This window comes from Arthrobacter sp. TJ-254 (assembly GCF_058269175.1).
The window spans coordinates 243,386-266,592 of sequence record NZ_JBZCNF010000005.1 but is presented as its reverse complement, the minus strand read 5'-3'; the positions used below and the strand labels follow the sequence as shown (position 1 = coordinate 266,592).

Here is a 23,207-nt window from a genome sequence, read left to right as displayed (position 1 = left end):
CGTGTTCCCTGATCCTCAAACCGGCGGGCCGCGGGGGTCTTCCGCCCGCGGCCGGTCCCGCGAGTCTAGCCGCCCGACCGGCGGTTTTTCACGCCGGTATGAGACAATTGCGGTGGCTGGTGCGGGAACCACATTCCCGTTCCGGTCCAGTGACAGGCTTCCACTCTGCAGGCGATGCTTCCGGCACACCGGCCCACCAATCCCGGTGGGGGTGATCGGAATCCGCCGCGCAGACGCACCGTGAAGACCACGGATGAGTTGGAAAAGCGCCGCTGGTCTTTGAGTGATGCCGCACCCCATTGCCGGTGCGACCTCAAATGACACAATGACGACTTCCGGTCGCCGCAAGGGCGTAAGGCCCGCGGACGGCCGACATACTGCCCCCTTGGGCGCTGGAATGTGGCCGGTGCCGCAGGGGCTGGAGCTTAATACATGGATCAGTCAGAACAGCAGTCGAACGAACAGGCAACAGCGGCGGACAGCACGGAGCAGGTGGCCGCGGCCCCGCCCGCCAAGAAAGCGCCACGGGTGCGGCGTGCGGCATCGTCGCCCGCCGGCGCTCCGGCCGCCGCGGCGCAGCCAGCCGCCGACACCGCCGCAGCAGCCACCACCTCGGCTGCCACCACTGCCGCAGCAGCCACCACCGCCGCGGGTGCCGACACCTCAGGTGCCGAGTCACAGCCGGAACCGTCAGCCGAACAGCCACGCCGCCGCCCGACCCGTGCACGCAAGACAGCCGAAGCACCCGCGGAGACCCCGGCCGGCCAGCCTTCCGAGGTCCCCGCCGCGCCTGCATCCGGGGACTCCGCGTCCGAGGCCACCGAAACCGCCGCTCCCGTGAAGGCCAAGGCCACGCGGACCCGCCGCAGGGCCGCAACCGCCGAGGCCGGCCCCGCCGCGTCCACGCCGCCGGCAACGGAAGCCATGGCCGAGCCCGTGGCCGAAGCAGCCGCTGAGGCAGCGGCCCCGGCCACACCTTCCGAGGACGCAGACGCCGAAGCAGCGGCCACCGAGAAGCCGGCCCGCGCACGCCGGAGCCCCCGCGCCCCACGTGCGACCCGCGCCAAGGCGGCGGAGCCCGCTGAGGAGGCCACCGGCCCGTCAAGCGCACCGGAAGACGGCAAGCCGCTCGACGACGCCGAGGAGGCCACCGACGCCACCGCCGGTGCCGCGGAAGAGACCCCGGCAGAGGCCGCCGAGCCCAGCAGCGTGCCCGCCTTCGCCGATCCGTTCGCCATTCCAGAGTCCCCGCTCGCCCTCCTCTTCCACGCCCCCGACCTGAGCGCGGCGGTTCCCGCGGTGAGGGTCACCGCCGCATCCCCGGAGGACGCAGAGGATGACGACGACGACGCCGACGCCGAAGACGGCGGCCGACGCCGCCGCCGCAGCCGTCGCAGCCGCGGACGCAGCCGCGCCGACAACGGCCAGGACGACGCAGGCGACGACTCCTCCGAGTCCCTCGACAGCGAGGACGGCACGCCGCGCGCACCGGCCGAGGGAGCCGACGGAGTGACCTCCCGGCGCCGCCGGCGGCGCCGCCGCGGGGATCAGGACCTCGAACTGACCGGTGGAGAGGGCGATGATCCGCCCAATACCATCACCCGGGTCCGCGCCCCGCGCCAGAGCAGCGAGGCGCCGTCCGACAAGGTCACCAGCGTCAAGGGCTCAACCCGCCTCGAAGCGAAGAAGCAGCGGCGGCGCGAATCCCGCGACACCGGCCGGCGCCGCCAGGTCATCACGGAAGCCGAATTCCTGGCCCGGCGCGAATCGGTCGACCGGCAGATGGTCGTCCGCCAGCGCGACGACAGGATCCAGATCGGGGTCCTCGAGGACGGCATCCTCGCCGAGCACTTCGTGTCCAACACGCAGCAGGATTCGCTGATCGGCAACGTGTACCTCGGCAAGGTCCAGAACGTGCTGCCGAGCATGGAAGCAGCATTCATCGACATCGGGCGCGGCCGCAACGCCGTGCTCTATGCCGGCGAGGTCAACTGGGACGCCGCGGGACTCGACGGCCAGCCCCGGCGGATCGAGCTCGCGCTCAAGTCCGGCGATTCGGTGCTCGTTCAGGTCACCAAGGACCCAGTCGGCCACAAGGGTGCACGGCTCACCAGCCAGATCTCCCTCCCCGGCCGCTACCTTGTGTATGTGCCGGGCGGATCGATGACCGGCATCTCCCGCAAGCTGCCCGACGTCGAGCGGAACCGGCTCAAGCGCATCCTCAAGGACCGGCTTCCCGAGAACGCCGGCGTGATCGTGCGCACCGCCGCCGAGGGCGCAAGCGAAGAGGAACTGACCCACGACATCAACCGGCTGCGGGCCCAGTGGGAGGAGATCGAGCGTAAGTCCTCCTCGACCAAGACCCTTGCCCCGGAGCTGCTCTACGGCGAGCCCGACCTCACCATCAAGGTGGTCCGGGACGTCTTCAACGAGGACTTCTCCAAGCTCGTGGTGTCGGGCGAGGAAGCCTGGGACACGATCGAGGCATACGTCATGTACGTTGCCCCCGACCTCGTGGGCCGCCTCGAGAAGTGGACCTCGAACGAGGACATCTTCACGGCAAGCAGGATCGACGAGCAGATCCAGAAGGCCCTTGACCGGAAGGTTTACCTGCCCTCCGGCGGTTCGCTCGTCATCGACCGCACCGAGGCGATGACCGTCGTGGACGTCAACACCGGAAAGTTCACCGGCAGCGGCGGAAACCTCGAAGAGACGGTGACCAAGAACAACCTTGAAGCCGCCGAAGAGGTGGTGCGCCAGCTCCGGCTGCGCGACATCGGCGGGATCATCGTGATCGACTTCATCGACATGGTCCTCGAAGCGAACCGGGACCTCGTCCTGCGCCGCCTTGTCGAGTGCCTCGGCCGCGACCGCACCAAGCACCAGGTGGCCGAGGTGACCTCGCTGGGCCTCGTCCAGATGACCCGCAAGCGCATGGGTACCGGGCTGCTCGAAGTATTCGGGGAGACCTGCGAGCACTGTGCCGGGCGCGGCGTCGTCACCCAGGACGAGCCCGTCGAACACCGCCGTCACGCCGTCTCAACCGAGAACCACCAGCAGCACCTCCGCCAGGAGAAGATGTCCCGCAGCGAGCGCAAGCGGAGCCGCGGACGCGGATCCGAGCAGGCCGAGGAGCAGCAGGCGCAGCCGGTGGCTGAGGCCCGGGTCGACAGCCCGGAGCGGGCAGCGAAGGCCGAAGCGGCACGTGCCGCCCTGGCCAGCATCGCCGCGGCGACCCACGCCGCCCATGAGGGCCACGAAGACGAGGCCGCACCGGAGAACACTGTCGAGGTGTCCGGCGCCGTCCTGACCATCAACGGTGAAACGGTCACCCTGCCCCGCGCGGAGGTGTCGGTCACGGCCGATGCCGAACGGCCGAAACTCACTCTGGACAGCCTCGCGGAGGCGTTCGACCGGAAGCCGGGCGACGCACCCGAAGCCGGCACGCGGCGCACGCGCAGCAGCCGGAGGGCCTCCGCGGCGCGCGTCGAGGTCACCGGCACCACTGAGGCGCAAAACGCCGACGCCGGTGCCGCCGACGAAGGCGCCGTCCGCAGCGCGGAAACCGACGTCACCGGAACCGATGCCGGAACCGATGCAGGAACCGATGCAGGAACCGATGCAGGAACCGGTCAGCGGACGACCAGGCCTGCGGCCAGCCCTGCGGCCAGCGAGCAGCCGGCCCAGCAGCCCCGCCGGAAGGCGAGGCGCCGGGCGGGCAGTGCCCAGGGAACGGCCTTGAGCGCCGCAATCGAGACCGTTGCGGATTCCCCGCAGGGGGAGGGGCGGCAGAACGGCCAGCAGCACGTGGCACGTGCCGGCGGGCCCGTCCAGCGTCCCGCGGCCGACGAAGCCGAGCCGATGATCCTCGGGGTAGGCATCCCGGCCTCGGAGCTCTAGACCCGCGCGCAGCCCCCGGGGCCGGAACCCGAACGGGTCCGGCCCCGGGTCGGCAGGTTACCGGCTGACGCGCTCCGGCGCGCCGCAGCCTGGCCTAATTTGCGGGAAGGTGCTCCGCTGGCGTAACCTTGATCTTCGGTGCGATCGCCTTCCAACCGGTGTTTCCGGGGTGTAGATCCACAGCGCAGACACGGTGTTTGATGCGCGTCCTCGAAGGATGCCAGCCCAGTGCGCAATCAGTTTTTGAAATTAGTTGTCAAGAATGTCGAGAGAAGTGAGTTCCCAAGTGGTGTACGCGATTGTCCGCGCAGGCGGCCGCCAAGAAAAGGTTTCCGTTGGAGACCTCGTTACCCTTGACCGCGTCACCGGTCAGGCAGGAAGCACCTTTGCGCTGCCTGCCCTCCTTCTGGTAGACGGCGACAAGGTTACCTCAGCAGCGAAGGACCTCGAGAAGGTTACTGTCACTGCCGAGATCGTCGAGAATCTTCGCGGCCCGAAGATTGTCATTCAGAAGTTCAAGAACAAGACCGGCTATAAGAAGCGCCAGGGTCACCGTTCAGAGCTGACCCGAGTCAAAATTACAGGCATCGCGTAACCTTCTTCAGGTTGCTCGGTCGGTCAAACAGTATCTTCAGCGAAGGCAGGCATAACTCATGGCACATAAGAAGGGCGCGAGCTCCACTCGCAACGGCCGCGACTCAAACGCGCAGTACCTCGGCGTAAAGCGCTTCGGCGGCCAGGTCGTCAAGGCTGGCGAGATCATCGTCCGCCAGCGCGGAACCCACTTCCACCCCGGTGCCAATGTTGGCCGCGGCGGGGATGACACGCTTTTCGCCCTCGAGGCAGGTGCCGTTGAATTCGGTACGCGCCGCGGGCGCCGCGTCGTGAACATCGTTGGAGCAGCCGCGGAGTAATTCCCGCTTCCAACGCACGATGCTCCAAGCATTGAGGTGGGGTGAGCCGAAACGGCTCGCCCCGCCTTCTTTTAAGCCGATTAGACCCGGCACAGTGAAGCATTTTAGAAGGAGATCAACGTGGCCAGCTTCGTTGACCGAGTAGTCCTGCACGTTTCCGGCGGCACAGGCGGCCACGGCTGCGTGTCCGTCAAGCGCGAGAAGTTCAAGCCCCTCGGCGGGCCCGACGGCGGCAACGGCGGCGACGGCGGAGACGTGATCCTGCGGGTCGACCCGCAGACCACCACCCTGCTCGACTACCACCATGCCCCGCACCGGCACGCCACAAACGGCGGCAACGGCATGGGCGACTGGCGCGGTGGCAAGAACGGCGAGACGCTCATCCTTCCCGTCCCCGACGGGACCGTCGTGAAGTCCAAGGACGGCACCGTCCTGGCCGACCTCGTCGGAGAAGGCACAGAGTTCGTTGCTGCCGCCGGCGGGCAGGGCGGCCTGGGGAACTCCTCGCTGTCCTCCCAGAAGCGCAAGGCCCCCGGGTTCGCCCTGCTGGGCATCCCCGGTGATGAGCGCGACGTCGTCCTCGAGCTGAAGTCGATTGCCGATATCGCCCTGGTCGGCTTCCCATCCGCCGGCAAGTCGAGCCTGATCGCCGCGATGTCAGCTGCCCGGCCCAAGATCGCCGACTACCCGTTCACCACGCTCGTGCCGAACCTGGGCGTGGTCCAGGCCGGCGCAACCCGGTTCACCATCGCCGACGTCCCCGGGCTCATTGAGGGCGCCAGCGAAGGCAAGGGGCTCGGGCACCACTTCCTGCGCCACGTTGAGCGCTGCGCCGCTTTGGTCCACGTCCTCGACACGGCCGCGCTTGAAACGGACCGCGACCCGCTCAACGACCTCGCCGTCATCGAACGCGAACTCGACAAGTACGCCGTCGACATGAGCTTCGCCGGGTCCGACGGCGAAGTCGTTCCCCTGAACGAGCGCCCGCGCCTCGTGGTGCTGAACAAGGTCGACGTGCCCGACGGCCGTGACATGGCCGCCTTCGTGCGCCCCGAACTCGAGTCGCGCGGCTACCGCGTGTTCGAGGTCTCCGCAGCGAGCCACGAGGGGCTGCGCCAGCTCGGGTTCGCCATGGCCGAGATCGTCCAGGCCGCCCGCGACGCCGTCAAGGCCGCTCCGCCGAAGGTCGCGCCCCCCGTGCTGCGCCCCCGCGCCGTCAACTCCGCCGGATTCCGCATCCGCAACGAGGAAAAGGACGCCCTGCCGCTGTTCCGGGTGCTCGGGGAGAAGCCCGAGCGCTGGGTCAAGCAGACCGACTTCACCAACGACGAAGCGGTCGGCTACCTCGCCGACCGGCTCGCGAAGCTCGGCGTCGAGGAGCAGCTGTTCAAGGCCGGCGCCAAGCCCGGCGACACGGTCGTCATCGGTGAGGGCGACGGCGTCGTGTTCGACTGGGAGCCCACCATGATGGGCGGTGCGGAGCTGCTGGCCGGTCCGCGCGGCACCGACCTGCGCCTTGCCGAATACGTCCGCCCCACCCGCGAGCAGAAGCGCGAGGAGTACCAGGAGCGCAAGGAGGCCAAGGCCGCCGCCCGCGCCGACCTCGAAGCCGACCGCAAGGCCGGGATCTGGACCGAATCCGTCAACAAGAAGAAGCAGAGCCCGGCTGTACGGCAGCCGGACGACGCCGGAGACCAAGCGTAGGGGAGCCATGGCCGCTGAACACCCGCTCACTGAGCGTGCCGGGCTCAGGGATGCCGGCAGGATCGTGGTCAAGGTTGGATCCTCTTCCCTGACCTCGGTCACCGGCGGGATTTCCACCGCGGCCCTGGTGAGCCTTTCCAACATCCTCGCCGCGCGCAGGATCGCCGGCACCGAGGTGATCCTGGTGTCCTCGGGCGCCATCGCCGCGGGCCTGGCGCCGCTGGGGCTCTCGCGGCGTCCGGCCCAGCTCTCGGCGCAGCAGGCGGCGGCGAGCGTTGGGCAGGGCCTGCTGATGGCCCGCTACACCCAGGCCTTCGGCGCCCACGGGGTCACCGTGAGCCAGGTGCTGCTCACCGCGGACGACCTCATCCGCCGGTCACACTACGCCAACGCGCACCGGGCCATGGAACGGCTGCTCAATTTCGGCGTCGTGCCCATCGTCAATGAAAACGACACTGTGGCGAGCCACGAGATCCGCTTCGGCGACAACGACCGGCTCGCCGCGCTCGTGGCGCACCTGGTCAAGGCCGACGCCCTGATCCTGCTCTCGGACGTCGACGCGCTCTACGACGGTCCACCGAAGGAAGGTGCCCGCCGGATTTCCCGCGTGGATTCCCCCGCCGACCTTGAGGGCGTGACGATCGGCCGGATCGGCAAGGCCGGAATCGGCACCGGCGGGATGGTCACGAAGGTCGAGGCTGCAACGATCGCCGCGGAATCGGGAATCCCCGCCCTCGTCACCTCCGCCGCCAACGCCGCGCAGGCACTCGAGGGGGCCGACGTCGGAACCTGGTTCAGCGCCAACGGCAGGCGCCAGCCGATCCGTCGCCTGTGGCTGGCCCACCTCGCCCGCATCCAGGGCACCCTCGTCCTCGACGACGGCGCAGCCAAGGCGGTGGGGGAGAACCACCGCTCGCTGCTTCCCGCCGGCATCGTCTCAGTACGCGGGGACTTCGAGCCCGGCGATCCCGTCGAGATGGTGACCACTGCAGGCAGCGTTGTGGCACGGGGCCTCGTCAACTACAGCTCAACGGAACTGCCCGCAATGCTCGGCCGATCCACGCGCGACCTCGCGAAGGAAATGGGGCACGAGTACGAGCGCTCGGTGGTCCACGTCAACGACCTTGTCGTCATCTAGGGGCCGATCAGCGCGCGGCACGCCGGGCCGGCCGCCGGCCCTTCCGCATGCCGGACTCCACAGGAGCGACGGCGCACCCCTCGCTAGACTTGGGACATGACTGACACGAACACCGCGCCCGGCGTCATGGCCCGCAGCACCACAGCGGACGCTTCCCCGCAGGAGGCCCCTTCCACGGAGCCGCCCGCCGGTAACCGGAATGACGCTGCGGTGGAGGTCACAGCGGCCGTTCACGGCATCACCGACCGCTCCCGGGAAGCATCCCGGACGCTGGCCTCGGCAACGCGCGCCCGCAAGGACGCGGCGCTGCGCAGGATCGCAGCAGCCCTCGTGGAGCGCCAGGACGCGGTCCTCGCCGCGAACGCCCGCGACGTCGCGGCAGGCGAGGCGAAGGGCACCTCCGCCTACCTGCTTGACCGGCTCACCCTGACCCCAGCCCGCGTCGCCGGACTCGCGAGCGCCCTTGAGGAACTCGCCGTCCTCCCCGACCCGGTGGGAGCCGCCGTCCGCGGGCAGACCCTCCCCAACGGCGTGCGCATGCGCCAGGTGCGGGTGCCCCTCGGCGTCGTGGCGGCGATCTACGAGGCGCGGCCCAATGTCACGGTCGACATCGCAGGCCTCGCCCTGAAGAGCGGCAATGCCGTGATCCTTCGCGGCGGCAGCGCCGCGGAACACACTAACGCCGCACTCATCGGGATCATCCGCGATGCGCTGCAGGAGCTGGGCCTTCCCGCCGACGCCGTGCTGAGCGTCGACGCGTACGGCCGCGAAGGCGCCGCGGCGCTCATGGCCGCACGAGGGCGCATCGACGTTCTCATTCCCCGCGGCGGGCGGGAGCTGATCCAGACGGTGGTGCGGGAAGCCGCGGTGCCCGTCATCGAAACGGGCGAAGGCAACGTCCACATCTTCCTCGACGCAACAGCCGATCCCGAAATGGCGGTACGCATCCTGCTGAACGCCAAGACCCAGCGCCCCAGCGTGTGCAACACGGTGGAGACCCTGCTGATTCACCGCGATGCCGCCGCGGCGCCCGAGGTGCTTCGGCGCCTGAGCGGGGCGGGTGTGCGGCTGCACGCGGACGAGCGGACCCGCGCCGCCCTCCCGGAAGGGGTCTCCGCCGCAGCGGCAACCGACGAGGACTGGGCCACCGAATACATGGCACTCGACCTCGCTGTGGCAACGGTCGATTCGGTCGATGAGGCAATGGATCACATCCGGCGCTGGAGCACCGGGCACAGCGAAGCGATTATTACGAACAGTCTGGCCAGTTCGGAACGCTTCATCGCCGGGGTCGATTCGGCCGCCGTGCTGGTCAACGCGTCGACGCGCTTCGTTGACGGCGGTGAACTGGGCCTCGGCGCCGAGGTGGGCATCTCCACCCAGAAGATGCACGCCCGCGGGCCCATGGGGCTGACCGAACTGACCACCACCAAGTGGATCATCCAGGGGGAGGGGCAGGTACGCGAGTGAGGCGTGTGCACCCGGCCGTTCAGGCAACGCGTAACATGGTAGGGAACCTCCGCGCCGGCCTGGGTGCCCCGGCGGGCCGACAATAGATTCAAGGGGAAAAATATGCTCACTCATTACGCCGACGCCGTGCTTCTCGCAGGCGAGGTCGCGGAGCACGCCGAATTGCCGATGCCGGCTCTCACCTACGCCCTGATTGTCATGGGAGGCCTCCTGGCCCTCATGATCGTCACCGTCTCCTTTTCCAACCTCGGCAACCGCCACGAAGCGACGGAAGAGCACCTCGACCCCCACAAGCAGCACCCCAACAAGCACGACCACGGCCAAGCCCGGCGCTAGATACCTTGGGTGATTCGACGGACAGAGGGAAGCGGCCGCCCATGGGCGAGCCCAGAAGGCACCGGGACGGGCGTCCCTGGCGGCTGGGTGTCATGGGCGGAACATTCGACCCCATCCACCACGGCCACCTCGTCGCCGCGAGCGAGGTAGCTGCGGTCTTCGACCTTGACGAGGTGGTGTTCGTCCCCACCGGCCAGCCGTGGCAGAAGGCCGACTGCGATGTCAGCCCCGCCGAGGACCGGTACCTGATGACCGTTGTCGCTACGGCATCGAACCCCGACTTCACGGTAAGCCGCGTCGACATCGACCGGCCGGGGCCCACGTTCACGATCGACACCCTGCGGGACCTGCGGGCGCAGCGTCCCGAGGCCGAGCTGTTCTTCATCACCGGGGCCGACGCGATGGCCCAAATCCTCTCCTGGAAGGACGTCGAGGAGCTGTGGTCCTTGGCGCACTTCATCGGGGTGACCCGCCCGGGCCATGAACTCGACGGGGGTGGGCACGACGTGAGCCTCCTTGAGGTTCCGGCCATGGCCATCTCCTCGACGGACTGCCGGCGGCGGGTCGCACAGGGCGAGCCCGTCTGGTACCTGGTTCCGGACGGGGTGGTGCAGTACATCGGCAAGCACGGCCTCTACCGCAGCACGGGTGAGGCTCCCGTCGGCACGCCGACCAACAGTGCCCCCCTGGGGGCGACGCACCGTGGCGGCACATCCGGTGCGGTCCAGCAGACAAGCGGATGAGAAGGCAATGAGCAAGGCTAACGACGACGACCCCACCATCCGCGCCAACGCCGAGGCCGCGGATGCTCCTGGGGCCTCATCCGACGCCGGCAACACCTCCGGCGGAGCAGCAACCGACGCGGCGGGGGAGGTCCGGCGAAGCAGGCGGGCAGCCCAGACGCCCGTCGACGCGCCGGCCTCCGCCTCGCCGCGGGAGCGGGTTTCGCTGGCGCGGGCACGCGACCGGGAAGCCCTCCGCACCTACCGGGCGCTTGCCGAACAGTCCGGCACGCCCGACGCCGTCGTCCGCGAGGCAATGCCCACCCGACGGCAGCTGCGCCTGCAGCAGCAAGCCGCACAGACCGGGACGGAGCCCGCCGATCCGGCATTCTCCGCACCAGCCCCGGTGTCCGGCCCGCCTGCCCCCGCTGTTGGTGCGGGAAGCACGCCTGAGCCCGGTGCGCCAACTGTGAAGGTTGGCCCCTCCGGTTCGACCGCCGTAAAGCCGGCGGAGGTCTGGGACGGTGTTGAGCGCCGAAGGGAAATGAACGGAGTACGGCCAGGCGGACGGAGGGACCGGCGCCGCCGGCTCGACACCGCGGACCCCCAGACCGATGCCTCCGCCGAGGCCCGGGCCGGCGCACTTCCGACCGGAGACCTCAGTGTGGAACAGGCCCTTGCGGCCCATGAAGCGATCATCGGCCAGGCCCGGAATCAGGTCGCGATGATGGAGGCCGCGAACAACGACGACCCCTTCGCCGTCGACCTTGAGCTCCTCGCCCAGCAGAAGGCCCTCGCCGAGCGTGCCGCGGTGCTCAACAGCAGGGCGCAGAAGATCCAGCAGCTTTCGGAAGAGAACCAGCAACGCCGTCCGCAGGTCAACGACCCGACGACGGCGCACAACCTCTCGATCGTCGCCCCGGCCGAGTACGTCCGCGTGCCGGGCGTCAACCGCCCGGTACTCAAGGCTCCGACGACGTCCCACATCCCCGTGGTCACCGGCGCGCCTGCGCCGCAGGCCCGAAACGCCGACCCTCACGGCGGCAGCCCCCGCTCCGACAGACGCTCCCGCGTGCTCGCACGCGCGGAGTCGATGGCGTCGGGGCAGCCAGCCGACGGCGGCACGCCGGTCCATGCCAGGGCCGCGCACGGACTCGACCCGCTCGACGCAATGACTGCCGGGTTGGCGCGGGTCAAGCGCACGAAATATACGCAGTATTCAATTCTCGGGTTGGGTGTCTTGGCACTACTAACCGGAATCATGATGATTGTCGGCAGCTTCGGCGGCTGACCACACACAAGGAGATCAGTGAGCGCTACCGAATCGTCCATCGGGATTGCCCGTACCGCGGCACACGCCGCGGTGGACAAAATTGCCCAGGACATTATCGCAATCGACGTCAGCGAACGGCTGGCGATCACCGACGTTTTCCTCATCGCTTCGGCGCCGAGTGAACGCCAGGTTAATGCGATTGTCGACGGCATTGAAGAAGAGCTTTCGAAGCAGGGCCTCAAGCCGGTCCGGCGTGAGGGACGCAGCGAGGGGCGCTGGGTGCTGCTCGACTACGCAGAGGTTGTCATCCACGTGCAGCACGAGGAGGACCGCGTGTTCTATGCCCTCGAGCGCCTCTGGAACGACTGCCCCTCCGTCGACCTTCAGCTTGAGGGATCGCTGCAGAGCTCTCCTCAAAGCACCACACCTGCCGCCAGCCCCGAGGCGGAGTGAATCGACACACCCATGACGACCCTGCCGCGCGCAGGGTCGTTTTTTGGCGGCATGGGCGCACCGCATGGAACCACGGCGGGCGGTTCCAGGGCCAGGAAGACATAGCACTCGACGCCGTAGGGAGGCGCCAAGCCGCCCGTGCGGCGGTTCTGCTGGCGCGCCTGGACCCCGCCCGCATTGTGTCATCCGACCTCAGCCGGGCAGCCGATACCGCGTACGCCCTCGCCGACCTCACCGGTCTCGACGTGGCGCTGGATAAACGCCTGAGGGAAACCGCCGCCGGGGCATGGCAGGGGCTGACCTTCGACCAGATTGACCAACGCTTTCCCGAGGAAAACGCCGCCTGGCGCGGTGGCGACCCCACGGTGAGGGCTGGGGGAGCGGAGAACCGCGAAGACGTGGGGCAGCGCATGCTTGAGGCGACCACGGAGGCAGTGGGCGCCCTGGAACCCGGGCAGCTCATTGTCGTCGTCAGCCACGGGGGTGCCATCCGGGCCGGAATCGCGGCAATGATGGGTCTTCCGTCGTCGACCTGGGGTGCCCTGTCGGGAGTCTCAAATTGCCATTGGTCCGTTGTCGACGAACAGGTGCGCCGGCCCGACGCACTGTATTCGTGGCAGCTGCGGGAGCACAATGTGGGTCTCGGATCCCTTCCCGCCGAGCCTTTGGAGGGCTGAGATCGGCGTTTTGACGCCGATTTTGCAGGGACGGGAAAATTTACTAAACTGAACAAGTTGCTCCGGCCGGTAAGGCGGAAGCGGCAAGGATTGGGGCTGTGGCGCAGCTGGTAGCGCACCTGCATGGCATGCAGGGGGTCAGGGGTTCGAGTCCCCTCAGCTCCACCAATTAACCGCCAGGATCAGGGAAATCTCCCAGGTCCTGGCGGTTTTTCGTTGACGGAAACGGGCTCGCGGAAACTAGGTGACCATCCACCTGCCAACTACACCAGATCCTCGAGCACACCGACAGCAACGGCCAGGCCGTTCTCCTTGCGGATGTTGCCGCCCACTTCCCGTGCGTGGCCGCGCAGCGACTCCGTGAAGCTCAGCGCCTCCCCGAGCCGGGCTGCGGTCAGGTGGCGGAACGGAATTGGTTCTGGTGCAAGCCCCCGGCGGTGGAGAAGGCGCCCCCAGAACGGCTGGTCGGCAATGAAGGGAACCACAACCGAAGGGACGCCCGCACGCGCGACGGCGTGCACGGTTCCCGCTCCGCCGTGGTGCAGGGCCGCCACGGCCCGCGGCAGAACGTGTTCATGGACCACCGATTGACGCACGAGCACATCCTCACCGTGGTGGGTATCAGGGACCTCAAGTCCTCCCCAGCCGGTGGTGACCACCACCCTCAACCCCTGCCCGCGGGCCGCGTTGATGACCACCCTCGCCCGCTGCTCCGGGTCACCGGCCTTCATCGAACCGAATCCGGCGTAGACAAAACTGCCTCCGGCCGTGAATGCCTCGAGCTCGGGGTCCGGCTCCCCGGGCGGCACCACCTTGTCCCAGAACCCGGTCAGATGCGCGTCTGCCGGCCAGTCACGCGGCCTGGTGAGCAACTGCGGACTGATCGGCAGAACCGAGGCCCGGCCCCGGGCGGGCGGCGGGGGAGCGGCAGGCAGGGCCCTGCACGCCGTCCTGATCTCCCGCCGGAACATCCCTGCGGCGAGGGACACCGCCTTGTAGGTGAGCGGATTGAAAGGCCCCAGGTCCGCCGTAACGATACCGGGTGCCGGAAACTCCCGCGTTGGGGTGAGCGAGGGGACCGATTCGACGACGACCGATGGGATCCCGAGCGACCCGGCAACGTGCGGTGCAGTGAGGATCTTCGGGTGGTAGACGACCAGATCGGGCGAGAAGGCAAGTGTCTTCTCGACGGCGCTCGTGAGCATGCGCTGCACCGCCGGACGCAGCACCGTCCGGAACGCGCGTGCCGCGGCCACCGGGGCAACGCCCTGGTCGCTGATGAGCTGCGCGAAATCGACGTTGAGGCTCACCACGTCGAGGTCCGTCGTCGCAGCACCGGAATGATCCGGTACGCCGAGGCGAACATCGTGCCCCCTTGCGGCGGCCGCGTGCGCCAATGCTACGAAGGGCTCCACGTCTCCGCGCGAGCCTGCGGTGAGCATCATGATTTTCATCGGTACCCGCCCCCTGCGACGTTCGTTTTCGACTTGAACCGCACAAGGGTATCGTGCGGAAAAGCGACAGAGACCGCGGCGGACATGAGCAGGGGACGGACCACCGGTCCGTCCCCTGCCTTCTTACTGACGCCTATCCGGCCAGTCCGGCCTGGTCAAGGTGCCTCTTATTTGTGGTGATGACCGCCATTGTCGCATTCAATCTTCACCTTATTGCTCTTGTCCCAGCCGTCTTTTTTGCTGTAGGTGTAAGCCCGGTAGTCGTTACCGCACTTGGCCTTCTTGCTGTTGAACTTGAAATCACCGTGGTGCGTGCGCACGTAACGCTCGTCGATTACCTTGTCCTTGCCCTTGTGATTGGTCTGGACGATTTTCACGTATACCTTCTTGGCATCGTAATCTTCGCCGATGACCTTCAGCTTGCCGTCGCGGTTGACCTTCAACGTGAGTTCTTCACCGTCGTCGTGGTGGTGTCCTCCTGTGGTTGCAACCTGGACGGGGGCAGCAACTGCGGGAGCTGAAAGGCCCATGCCCGCGAGCAGGCCAAACAGCGTCCCGGCAACAAGGATGAACAACCGCCAGCTGAGGGATTTCTTCATGATCGGGTTCCTCTTTCGTGAATGCCGGACAAATGTGGATCAGGCATACGCCTTCGTGACCTGCGGGCTACGTCGGGATGTCCGGCGATTCCTTCCGTGTGGCGCCCGGAAAAGTGCACACGGATCAGTTACGGATCCAGGCTTCATTGCCGGGGCCGCTCAGCTCTGCGCGCACGGATTCGGTTTTCAACTTGTCGGTACGAACTTCCCCAGCAAAGCCGTTCCTCCACCGCCTCAAGTGGTGTAATGCAAAGTTAAGTCGCAGCCTGCCGTGAAAAAAAGGGCCAATAGTCCCTAGCTTCGGGCCCCCGCGGACACGTCATGGAAAAAGGGCTGGAGGATCAATTGATCCGACGTCCGCGCGGTCGGAAAACAATGACAGGAAGCGCGATTTTGTGCTCCGTTCACCCTTTATTACGCAATCGATGGCGATGTTTACGCTGCGGTTCAACGCCCGTTGCGCAATGGCCATATGAGCACGGAAGAGTCTTTTGGGTCAGCAGTGACTGACGCGCAATTTAGATAAACCTTCCTATCGAGGAGATTGTCCGTGACGCCTTTGGCTGCACAAACGAGCACACATGATCGACAAAAGCAGTTCTTCCGTTCCGTCCTTGCCGGTTCACTCACGCTCGCCGCCCTCTCCGCCGGGGTGGGCCCGGCATCAGCGCAGGCACCGGAGCACACCCGCGACATCACGGTCATCGCGCACCGGGGGGCCTCGGCCGACGCACCGGAGAACACGCTCCCCGCCGTCGACCTGGGGGCGGCGGTGAAGGCGGACTTCGTCGAGATCGACGTCCAGCGGACCCTGGACGGCGAACTCGTCGTCATCCACGACACGACCCTTGGCCGTACCACCGACGTCGAGGAGAAATTCCCCTCCCGCGCACCCTATCGAGTCGCTGACTTCACGTTTGAGGAGATCCAGACGCTTGATGCCGGGTCCTGGTTCGGGAGCCGTTTCGAAGGAACAAAGGTCCCCACACTGCAGCAGGTCCTCGACACCCTGCACGGCAGGGCGGGCCTGTTGCTTGAGGTGAAGAGCCCCGAGCTGTATCCGGGAATCGGTGCCGAGATCGCCGCCGAACTTGATTCCGAAGGGTGGCTCAACGCCAATGCCCGAGCCGGGCGGCTCGTTGTGCAGTCCTTCGACTGGAATTTCATGCGCGAGTTCAACCGGATCGCACCCGAGGTTCCGGCCGGTCTGCTCGGCGGCCCGCCAAAGGCGGCTGAGTATGCCGAACTGTCCACCTGGGCGGACCAGATCAACCCGAGCAACACGCGGGTGAGCCGGGACTTCGTTGAAACCGTTCACCGGTACGGGATGGAAACCTGGCCGTACACCGTGGATGACCCGGCCCGCATGCGCACACTGATCGGGCTCGGGGTCGATGGGATCATCACCAATAAGCCCGCCGTTCTCGCCGACGTCCTCAAGACGGACGCGAAGGCTGCACGGTAAACGACCAGTCTCACTGGAGCCATCGGCCCGGTGTCGGACGTGCCGCTGATTGGCGGCACCTCGCGGCACCGGGCTTGTCGCGTCAGGGCCAGATGGACCGGTCCGCGGCGGTCCTGTGATCCTGTGCAACGGTTGAGTGACAATCGGGACAAATTCATTTATTGGGACACACCTCGGTCGGACAATTATCGGATCATCCGCAGCTAGAGGAGGTTGTGATGCGCCGTCCCAGACCGTCAACCATCGTCCGCTCCGGAGCCCTGGGGCTTGCCCTGCTCCTGGTGTCCTGCGGGCCGCCGGCATCGGAGCCCGGCGCGGATCCCGGGAGCAGCCCGGCGGCGATCACGCCTGCCGGCGGTTCAGGCGCCACGCCGTCTGCTTCGCCATCGACAGCAGATCCGACGCCGGCCACGGAGTCCCCCACGGAGCCGGCGGCTGGCTGGACCACGTACACGACGACGGACGGCAGCCTGACCTTCGACCATCCCGACACGTGGACCCTCGAGGAGAAACCGGAGGACGCCGCGCCGGGCGGGGTTTCCGTCGAGGTGGTTACCGATAGGGGAAAGCCCGCCGCGACGCTGCGCACCAACATGGTCACCGGGGCCGAATGCACTGAAATGTACTACTACTCCGTGGTGGACTCCGAGCCGCTGCCCGCACTGGCGCAGGAGGGGGGAGTGCCGCGCTTCACCTTCGAAACCCGGACCGACAACACGCAGACGGACCCGAAGAAGATGATCGTCGCAATGTACGGGATCACCTCCGGTCCGGAGCCGACCGGGGAGAAGGCGTGCCCCATCTTCCATTTCTTCACCTGGCCGCCCAGCGGTGCAACGTTCTCCGGCATCTATGATCCCTTCGACACGACACCGGGGAATCCAATGCATGTTGACACACCCCAGGCCTACACGGAAACCCCCGAATACAAGGACATCAAGAAAATGATCACCTCCCTGCGGCCGGCCGGCTGAACCACAGACAGCACACGCCGAACACGGCCGGGCATGGCAGACTGGGGAGCATGTCACCGAGTCCTGCCGAGCAGCCAGTCGACCGTCAGCCCGAAGAGAAAAGGGTAATTGAATCAACGCCGCCCGAACCTGAAAAGCCGGGCGCCAACGTTCCCGGGGCTCAGATCAAGGAACGGACCCACCTCGGGATGCGGCTCGACGACGCCTGGCTTTCCTTCCAGCGGAAGCTTGCACGCAAACGGGGCCACGTCGAAACAGTCATCCCGTACACCGGCTACGGCACAACGAGCTGGGTGCGCGTACTCGCCCGCGTGGTTCTTGCCCACCCGCGCGACAGCGGGCCGATTGAGGGCACCGGCCCGCTCAAGCCGTTGAAGGAGGGGATCCGCGGCTGGAGGAACTTCACCAGCGCCCCGGTGCAGAACGCCGTCGTGAAGGTGGTCGTCAACGGATCCACCTTCGAAGTGCAGGCCGACCACGGCGGAGTGATCGATGTCCGCCTCGACGTCTCCCTGACGCCCGGGTGGCACACCGCGCGCCTTACGTCAGGGGATTCCCGGATGGCGGAGGCACCTATGCGCGTTGTCGATGACTCGGTGGACTTCGGCGTGGTGTCCGATATCGACGACACCGTCATGGTGACCGCGCTGCCCCGCCCGTTCCTTGCAGCCTGGAACACCTTCGTCCTTGACGAGCATGCCCGTACCCCCACCCCGGGCATGGCGGTGCTCTATGAGCGCATCACACGCAGCATGCCCGCTGCTCCGGTCCTCTACCTTTCGACCGGTGCATGGAACGTCGCGCCCGCGCTTACCCGCTTCCTCTCCCGCAACCTCTACCCAGCCGGGCCGAAACTGCTCACCGACTGGGGGCCCACCCGCGACCGCTGGTTCCGTAGCGGCCAGGACCACAAGCGCACTTCGCTCGAACGCCTGGCCGAGGAGTTCCCCTCGGTGAAGTGGCTGCTGGTCGGCGACGACGGCCAGCACGACGAAGCGATCTACGGCGACTTCGCCCAACGCCACCCCGACAGGGTCCGCGCCATCGCCATCCGGCAGCTGTCAATCAGTGAAGCTGTGCTGGCAGGTGGACGCTCCAAGTCCGACCACACTGCCCAGACCCCGGGCATCCCCTGGATCTACGCACCCGACGGCGCCGGCATGTCCGACCAGCTTGAGGCGCTGGGCATCATCGACAAGGACTCCCACGCCGAAGGCGGGCACTAGCCCTCCACCGGCTGAGCCGGGTGGGTGTCAAGCCGGATGGTGAGCAGGATCCTCCGCAGCGCCATGCCGGAGGCCGCTGCGGCGTCGATCCGCTCCTTCTCAGCAGCGCTCGCATGAACGCCCTGCATCAGCGCATCGACTGCCGCCTCGGCCCGGATGAGGCAGTCATCGTGGGCGTCCCACACCTCAATCGCTTCGGCGGTGAGGCCGATGGCTGCGGCCAGCGGAGCGGCGAGGGACACGGGAAGCGGCGCCCGGGTTTCGGAACGCCAGATGGCGTCAGAGACGACCTCCGTCATGTCCTCGACGTAGAAGGCCACCCGTTCCATTGACTGGAGCGCGTGGTAGTCGGCATCGACGTCCCTGCGGTGCCGGCGCTGCCGGAGGTTTCCGCGTCGGCTCGCGTCGGCCAGCTGCACCGCCGCGCGAACCTCCTGGCTCAGCCCGAGCAACCCGTTGCTCCGTGAGGCCCACTCCTCATGCTCGGGCGGCCACTGCTCCTCCATGGCCGCCCCCATGTCCCTGAGCTGGCGGGCAAGTGCTGCCCGAAGGTCCTCCAGCCCCTGGGCCGCACCATTGAGGTGAAGCGGCGGGAACACCAACGCATTGACCGCCAAGCCCACGCCGACGCCGACGAGCATCTGCAGCGAATACCCAAGCGAATAGTTCCCGGCGTTGTCGCCGCCCAGCAGCAGGACAAACAGGGCCGCCATCGGGATCCAGTCCCTGCCCGCGCCAAGCCGGGGCAGCCCCGCCAAAAGGACCCCGGCGCCGACCACCAAGGCCACTGTGACGCTCGAGGCGTTGCCCAGGAAGATCACCGGAAAAGCGAGGAGGATGCCCACCGCCAGCCCGGTCAGCGTCTCAACTGCCGTCCGGGCGGACCCGGCGACGGTCGGGTACATGCTGACAAGCGCACCGAGCGGCGCGTAGTAGGGGTAGGCGGATGCGACGCCGGGCACCAGCTGTGCGACCCACCAGGCGATGCCCGCGGCCAGCGCCGCCTTGAGGGCGAGCTGCAGCCGCGCGTGGCGCAGCACTGTGGAAAGGCGTCCCTTCAGCCGGGTACGGGCCGGAATTGGAAGTGTAGCCATCGGGCCAGTATTGCAAAGCCGGCTGGATTGCCCCTGAATACGGATCCGGCGCTGGCGGCTTCTGGTTGACTTGAGGCGTGATGCGAATGGCGCGCCCGGGCGATCTCCACAGGCTCCGGGCAATCGAGGCCGCGGCCGGCGAGGCGTTCCGCAGCATCGGCATGGCTGCCATCGCCGACGACCCGCCGCCGGAGCTCGACCACCTCGCGGTCTTCCAGGAGGCCGGGCGCGCATGGGTTGCCACCGACGATGCTGACACGCCTGTTGCCTACCTCCTGGTGGGCGAGGTGGACGGGCACGCCCACATCGAGCAGGTCACCGTCCACCCGGATCACGCCCGGCTCGGCCTCGGGCGGTCGCTGATCGAGGAGGTTGCCCGGTGGGCCGAGGACGCCGGTCTCAAGGGTGCAACGCTCACGACCTTCGAGAACGTGCCGTGGAACGCACCGTACTATGCCCGGCTCGGCTTCGAGCGCGTTCCCGAGAGTGAATGGTCCGAAGGAATTCGGCGGATCATCTCCTCCGAAGCGGCACACGGGCTGGCGGCATGGCCCCGGGTCGTGATGCGAAGGCGCTGGCGGTGACGCCCGGCGGTTCAAGCCTGCCGGCCGGCGCCTTCCGAGCGGCTGCCGCGCCAGCGGTTCACACGGCGCAGGACATCCAGCGCCGTCTTCGGCGCCGGCCTCCGCAGCCCGGCGCGCACGTGCTGGATCGCCGCGTTCCACAGGGCGTCGTTGTAGGTCGGGTAGGGATGCGTCACGGCAGTGAGGTCGCGCGTCGTGAGTTTCCGCTCCACGGCGAGGGTGAGTTCCCCAAGGGACTCCCCGGCGCGCGCCCCGACGATGGTGCCACCGAGAATCCTTCCCCTCCGGTCGATGATGATCCGCGCGAACCCCGGCGTCCGTTGCTCGGTGATTGCGCGGTCGTTGTCCGCAAAGTGGAAGGTCGATGTGGTGTGCCAGGGCCCGGCGGGCTCTGTGACGCCCACGGCGGCGACCTCCGGCGAGGTGTAGGTCACCCGGGGCATGGCCCTGCTGACACGGCGGCGGATCCCGAGCACGGCATTGAACGCCGCGGTGCTTCCGTGCACGCCGGCGAGGTGGGTGTACTGCGGATAGGCAGTCACGTCACCGGCGGCCCAGATGGAGGAACGGGACGAGCGCATTGTCGCATCCACCAGGATCCGGCCCGATCCGTCACAGTCGACGCCGGCGAGCTCCAGCCCCAGGTCCTCGGTCCTCGCGCGGCGTCCGACGGCGGACAGGATGACGTCGGCTCCGAAGGTGCGGCCGTCCCGGGTGTGGACGGTGCTGCTGCCGTCGTCGTGGTTTTCAACGTGGTCGATCCCGACGTGCTCAATAACCTGGACGCCGTCCGCCTGCAGGCTCGCGCGGACCGCGGCCGCGGCGTCGCCGCCTTCCCGGCGCAGCAGCGTTGATCGGGTGAGGATTGTCACCTGCGTGCCGAGACGGGCAAACGCCTGGCCCAGCTCGCAGCCGACGGGCCCGCCGCCAATAACGACGAGGCGGCCGGGAAGGTCCTCGAGTTCCCAGACGGTCTCGGAGGTGACGACGTTCGCCGCACCCAGTCCCGAAACGTCGGGAATCAGGGGAGAGCTGCCGGTCGCGACGAGGGCCTGCCGGAAGCGGATCCTGCGGCCGTCGACGTCGGCTTCGTGCGGGGAGGTGAAGCGGGCGGTGCCGGATAGGACCGCGACGCCGGCCGCCCGGAGTGTTTCGGGTGAATCGTCGGGTTCGATCGCCGCGATCGCTGCCGAGACGCGTGCCCTGACGTCGCCGTAGTCATCCCCCTCCCCGGTGAGGGTCCGCCTCCGCTCCGACGCCGCAGCCGCCCACAGGAGGGTCTTCGACGGAACGCACCCGGTCCACAGGCAGTCTCCGCCGGTGCGCAGCCGCTCCACGAGCGTCACGCTGGCGCCAAGGCCGGAGGCGGTCGTGGCTCCGACAAGGCCGGCGGTTCCACCGCCGATCACCAAGAGGTCGATCACTGCATCGGGAGAGTCCATCGGATCCACCTTCTCAACGGCTGCTCGGGATCCCAGCCTATGCTGTAGCTGTCGTCCGCCGGCGGCCTGGTGCCGGCCCAATGCCAGGAGTGAGGCCGATTCCGGACAAATACACAACTTTCGCCCCCTTCTATGACCTCCTCTCCGGTGAGTATCCGGTCTACCGTGTTGGACGCCTGCTCGGCATTGGGGCGCTTGGCCTGCGGCCCGGTTACCAGGTCCTCGACGTCGGATGCGGCACCGGGCTCAACTTCGGGCTCCTGCAGGAACGCATTCAGCCAGGGGGAGTGATCGTTGGCATTGACCGCAGTGCCGACATGCTTGCCCAGGCCCGCCGGAAAGCGGTGCGCAACGGCTGGACGAACGTGATCCTGCTGCAGGCCGACGCCACGGAGGCCGGTCCGGAGGAGCTCGCGGAACGGGTGGCGGCTGCGGGGGCGCGGCCGCGCTTCAATGCGTCCCTGGCCACCTATTCCCTTTCCCTCATGCCCCGGTGGCAGGCGGCGTGGGAGACGATGCTTGGGCTCAGCGCGCCGGAGGCAATGCTGGGCGTCGTTGACATGCAGGAGCCGGTTGGCCGCTTTGCCCTCGCCGCACCGCTTGCCCGGGCCGCCTGCCGTCTGGGCGGAGCCGACATCACCGCACACCCGTGGACGGCGGTGGAGCAGGACTGCATCGAGGTCGTTGCCCGGGCCGCGCGCGGCGGACACCTGCAGGTGCGGGTGGGCCGCCGCGCTTCGTAACCTACGGCTGGTTCTGCAGCAGGCGCCGAACGACCAATCCGCCCCCGGTCAGCAGGGCGGCGCTGGCCAGCGAGCGCTGGAGGGTCCTCCGCTTCCCGCTCCAGCCGCCGGTCACCCCGGCGGTGTCGGGGTCGAGGGAGGAGGCGTAGAGGTTCCCGCTCGTGTCCTCAGCGGGCTCGGTGCGGGACAAATGGGTCTTCTCCACCTGATGGGCCATCATCTTTTCGACCCGCCGCGGGTTGAACCGGTGCTGGCGGACGAGGGATCGGCCCAAGCGGCCCAGGACCACTTCGGGGCGCGGCGACGCGGCGAGGCCCACGAGGGCGGAGGCAACCTTGTCAGGACTGTACACCGGGGGCATAGCCACCGCCCGGCGGCCCGTGTAGTTAGCGGCCTGATGGAAGATCGGGGTATCGATGGTCGGCGGGAGCACCGTGCACACGTGGACCTTCCGGGCCTTGTCGAGCAGCAGCTCCGAGCGCAGGCTCACCCCGAGGGCACGGACCGCGGCCTTGGACATCGAATAGGAGGCGGTGTACGGCTGCGGAACCTCGCCCACGATCGACGAAACATTGATCAGCGTGCCCGAGCCCTGCTCCCGCATCCTCGCCAGGGCGGCCCGCGCACCGTAGACGTAGCCCTTGATGTTGACGTCGAGCACCCGGTCGAAATCCCTGAGCGGCACCTTAAGGAAGGGGGAGAACAGCGTCACGGCGGCGTTGTTCACCCACACGTCGAGGCGCCCGAACTCGGCAACGGCGCGGTCGGCAAGGGCATCGACGGCATCGGCGTCGCTCACGTCGGTGGGTACGGCCAGCGCCCGCCCCCCGTAGATCTCGCACTCCTCCACCAGGGAAAGGAGCGCCTCCTCCCGGCGGCCGGCGAGGACGAGCAGTGCGTTGGTCTTGGCGAACGCGAGCGCGGCGGCCCGGCCGATCCCGCTCGACGCGCCGGTGATGACGACGACCCGCTGTTTCTTGCCCACTGGCTTTCCTCTCGACGCTGCATCATCCGCATGCGGCAGGAAGCCGGCATGCCC

At 67.8% G+C, this 23,207-nt stretch carries 21 protein-coding genes and 1 tRNA gene; 17 read left to right on the top strand and 5 right to left on the bottom strand.

The features are described 5' to 3' along the window. The first annotated feature begins 432 nt into the window (after positions 1-432). The 12 genes from AC4D14_RS15635 (at position 433) to AC4D14_RS15580 (ending at position 12,755) form a co-directional block, all read left to right on the top strand. The gene (locus AC4D14_RS15635; protein WP_490903568.1) at positions 433-3,900 is read left to right on the top strand and encodes an Rne/Rng family ribonuclease; all 3,468 of its coding nucleotides are present in this window, start codon (positions 433-435) and stop codon (positions 3,898-3,900) included. Positions 3,901-4,186: 286 nt separating this feature from the next. After that, positions 4,187-4,495 carry a 50S ribosomal protein L21 gene (rplU, locus tag AC4D14_RS15630; RefSeq protein ID WP_159619839.1) on the top strand — a complete coding sequence of 103 codons (309 nt, stop codon included), beginning with the start codon at positions 4,187-4,189 and terminating at the stop codon, positions 4,493-4,495. A 58-nt stretch (positions 4,496-4,553) separates the two neighbouring features. Then, positions 4,554-4,814 carry a 50S ribosomal protein L27 gene (rpmA, locus tag AC4D14_RS15625; RefSeq protein ID WP_026545518.1) on the top strand — a complete coding sequence of 87 codons (261 nt, stop codon included), beginning with the start codon at positions 4,554-4,556 and terminating at the stop codon, positions 4,812-4,814. A gap of 120 nt (positions 4,815-4,934) precedes the next feature. Then, positions 4,935-6,518 (top strand): GTPase ObgE, encoded by a 1,584-nt coding sequence (obgE, locus tag AC4D14_RS15620; RefSeq protein ID WP_490903567.1) that lies wholly within the window; start codon positions 4,935-4,937, stop codon positions 6,516-6,518. Between the two features lie 7 nt (positions 6,519-6,525). After that, positions 6,526-7,656: a glutamate 5-kinase gene (proB, locus tag AC4D14_RS15615; protein WP_490903566.1), complete on the top strand. Its 1,131-nt coding sequence runs from the start codon at positions 6,526-6,528 to the stop codon at positions 7,654-7,656. Positions 7,657-7,752: 96 nt separating this feature from the next. Further along, the gene (locus AC4D14_RS15610) at positions 7,753-9,126 is read left to right on the top strand and encodes a glutamate-5-semialdehyde dehydrogenase (RefSeq protein ID WP_490903565.1); all 1,374 of its coding nucleotides are present in this window, start codon (positions 7,753-7,755) and stop codon (positions 9,124-9,126) included. A gap of 102 nt (positions 9,127-9,228) precedes the next feature. Next, positions 9,229-9,462 (top strand): hypothetical protein, encoded by a 234-nt coding sequence (locus tag AC4D14_RS15605; protein WP_490903564.1) that lies wholly within the window; start codon positions 9,229-9,231, stop codon positions 9,460-9,462. Positions 9,463-9,554: 92 nt separating this feature from the next. Further along, the gene (gene nadD / locus AC4D14_RS15600) at positions 9,555-10,205 is read left to right on the top strand and encodes a nicotinate-nucleotide adenylyltransferase (RefSeq protein WP_490903701.1); all 651 of its coding nucleotides are present in this window, start codon (positions 9,555-9,557) and stop codon (positions 10,203-10,205) included. A gap of 7 nt (positions 10,206-10,212) precedes the next feature. Continuing rightward, entirely contained in the window at positions 10,213-11,475 is a 1,263-nt protein-coding gene (locus tag AC4D14_RS15595) for a hypothetical protein (RefSeq protein WP_490903563.1), read from the top strand. Positions 11,476-11,493: 18 nt separating this feature from the next. Beyond that, positions 11,494-11,910: a ribosome silencing factor gene (rsfS, locus tag AC4D14_RS15590; RefSeq protein ID WP_490903562.1), complete on the top strand. Its 417-nt coding sequence runs from the start codon at positions 11,494-11,496 to the stop codon at positions 11,908-11,910. Beyond that, positions 11,907-12,587 (top strand): histidine phosphatase family protein, encoded by a 681-nt coding sequence (locus tag AC4D14_RS15585; RefSeq protein ID WP_490903561.1) that lies wholly within the window; start codon positions 11,907-11,909, stop codon positions 12,585-12,587. The genes rsfS and AC4D14_RS15585 overlap by 4 nt, the downstream gene beginning before the upstream one ends. 92 nt (positions 12,588-12,679) lie before the next feature. Further along, a tRNA-Ala gene (locus AC4D14_RS15580) sits at positions 12,680-12,755 on the top strand. 95 nt (positions 12,756-12,850) lie between these two features. Here the strand turns inward: AC4D14_RS15580 and AC4D14_RS15575 are convergent. Further along, positions 12,851-14,041 carry a glycosyltransferase gene (locus AC4D14_RS15575; RefSeq protein WP_490903560.1) on the bottom strand — a complete coding sequence of 397 codons (1,191 nt, stop codon included), beginning with the start codon at positions 14,039-14,041 and terminating at the stop codon, positions 12,851-12,853. A 167-nt stretch (positions 14,042-14,208) separates the two neighbouring features. Continuing rightward, complete coding sequence (locus AC4D14_RS15570; RefSeq protein WP_490903559.1) at positions 14,209-14,640, bottom strand: hypothetical protein; 432 nt, start codon at positions 14,638-14,640, stop codon at positions 14,209-14,211. 550 nt (positions 14,641-15,190) lie between these two features. Between AC4D14_RS15570 and AC4D14_RS15565 the strand changes: the two genes are divergently transcribed. The 3 genes from AC4D14_RS15565 (at position 15,191) to AC4D14_RS15555 (ending at position 18,305) form a co-directional block, all read left to right on the top strand. Further along, positions 15,191-16,105 (top strand): glycerophosphodiester phosphodiesterase, encoded by a 915-nt coding sequence (locus AC4D14_RS15565; RefSeq protein WP_490903558.1) that lies wholly within the window; start codon positions 15,191-15,193, stop codon positions 16,103-16,105. A gap of 218 nt (positions 16,106-16,323) precedes the next feature. Continuing rightward, complete coding sequence (locus AC4D14_RS15560; RefSeq protein WP_490903557.1) at positions 16,324-17,079, top strand: hypothetical protein; 756 nt, start codon at positions 16,324-16,326, stop codon at positions 17,077-17,079. Positions 17,080-17,267: 188 nt separating this feature from the next. Next, on the top strand, positions 17,268-18,305 hold the full coding sequence (locus AC4D14_RS15555; protein WP_490903700.1) for an App1 family protein phosphatidate phosphatase: 1,038 nt from the start codon (positions 17,268-17,270) through the stop codon (positions 18,303-18,305). On the opposite strand, the gene AC4D14_RS15550 is transcribed toward AC4D14_RS15555, so the two are convergent. Continuing rightward, on the bottom strand, positions 18,302-19,399 hold the full coding sequence (locus AC4D14_RS15550; RefSeq protein ID WP_490903556.1) for an FUSC family protein: 1,098 nt from the start codon (positions 19,397-19,399) through the stop codon (positions 18,302-18,304). The genes AC4D14_RS15555 and AC4D14_RS15550 overlap by 4 nt on opposite strands. Positions 19,400-19,479: 80 nt before the next feature. Between AC4D14_RS15550 and AC4D14_RS15545 the strand changes: the two genes are divergently transcribed. Further along, a complete protein-coding gene (locus AC4D14_RS15545) occupies positions 19,480-19,983 on the top strand; it encodes a GNAT family N-acetyltransferase (RefSeq protein WP_490903699.1) in 504 nt (167 codons plus the stop codon). An 11-nt stretch (positions 19,984-19,994) separates the two neighbouring features. On the opposite strand, the gene AC4D14_RS15540 is transcribed toward AC4D14_RS15545, so the two are convergent. Continuing rightward, entirely contained in the window at positions 19,995-21,425 is a 1,431-nt protein-coding gene (locus AC4D14_RS15540) for a dihydrolipoyl dehydrogenase family protein (protein WP_490903555.1), read from the bottom strand. An 89-nt stretch (positions 21,426-21,514) separates the two neighbouring features. Here AC4D14_RS15540 and AC4D14_RS15535 point away from each other — a divergent pair, with 89 nt between their 5' ends. After that, a complete protein-coding gene (locus AC4D14_RS15535) occupies positions 21,515-22,168 on the top strand; it encodes a class I SAM-dependent methyltransferase (protein ID WP_490903554.1) in 654 nt (217 codons plus the stop codon). Position 22,169: 1 nt separating this feature from the next. On the opposite strand, the gene AC4D14_RS15530 is transcribed toward AC4D14_RS15535, so the two are convergent. After that, entirely contained in the window at positions 22,170-23,153 is a 984-nt protein-coding gene (locus tag AC4D14_RS15530) for an SDR family oxidoreductase (protein ID WP_490903553.1), read from the bottom strand. Between the last annotated feature and the right edge of the window lie 54 nt (positions 23,154-23,207).

What these genes read in the sequence shown, in the direction of transcription:
- AC4D14_RS15635 (WP_490903568.1), top strand. Translation starts at nt 433, where the DNA reads ATGGATCAGTCAGAACAGCAGTCGAACGAACAGGCAACAGCGGCGGAC.
- AC4D14_RS15560 (WP_490903557.1), top strand. Translation starts at nt 16,324, where the DNA reads ATGCGCCGTCCCAGACCGTCAACCATCGTCCGCTCCGGAGCCCTGGGG.
- AC4D14_RS15570 (WP_490903559.1), bottom strand. Translation starts at nt 14,640, where the DNA reads ATGAAGAAATCCCTCAGCTGGCGGTTGTTCATCCTTGTTGCCGGGACG.
- proB (WP_490903566.1), top strand. Translation starts at nt 6,526, where the DNA reads ATGGCCGCTGAACACCCGCTCACTGAGCGTGCCGGGCTCAGGGATGCC.
- AC4D14_RS15595 (WP_490903563.1), top strand. Translation starts at nt 10,213, where the DNA reads ATGAGCAAGGCTAACGACGACGACCCCACCATCCGCGCCAACGCCGAG.
- AC4D14_RS15555 (WP_490903700.1), top strand. Translation starts at nt 17,268, where the DNA reads ATGCGGCTCGACGACGCCTGGCTTTCCTTCCAGCGGAAGCTTGCACGC.
- AC4D14_RS15605 (WP_490903564.1), top strand. Translation starts at nt 9,229, where the DNA reads ATGCTCACTCATTACGCCGACGCCGTGCTTCTCGCAGGCGAGGTCGCG.
- AC4D14_RS15545 (WP_490903699.1), top strand. Translation starts at nt 19,480, where the DNA reads ATGCGAATGGCGCGCCCGGGCGATCTCCACAGGCTCCGGGCAATCGAG.
- AC4D14_RS15550 (WP_490903556.1), bottom strand. Translation starts at nt 19,399, where the DNA reads ATGGCTACACTTCCAATTCCGGCCCGTACCCGGCTGAAGGGACGCCTT.
- nadD (WP_490903701.1), top strand. Translation starts at nt 9,555, where the DNA reads ATGGGCGGAACATTCGACCCCATCCACCACGGCCACCTCGTCGCCGCG.
- AC4D14_RS15610 (WP_490903565.1), top strand. Translation starts at nt 7,753, where the DNA reads ATGACTGACACGAACACCGCGCCCGGCGTCATGGCCCGCAGCACCACA.
- rpmA (WP_026545518.1), top strand. Translation starts at nt 4,554, where the DNA reads ATGGCACATAAGAAGGGCGCGAGCTCCACTCGCAACGGCCGCGACTCA.
- AC4D14_RS15540 (WP_490903555.1), bottom strand. Translation starts at nt 21,425, where the DNA reads ATGGACTCTCCCGATGCAGTGATCGACCTCTTGGTGATCGGCGGTGGA.
- AC4D14_RS15575 (WP_490903560.1), bottom strand. Translation starts at nt 14,041, where the DNA reads ATGAAAATCATGATGCTCACCGCAGGCTCGCGCGGAGACGTGGAGCCC.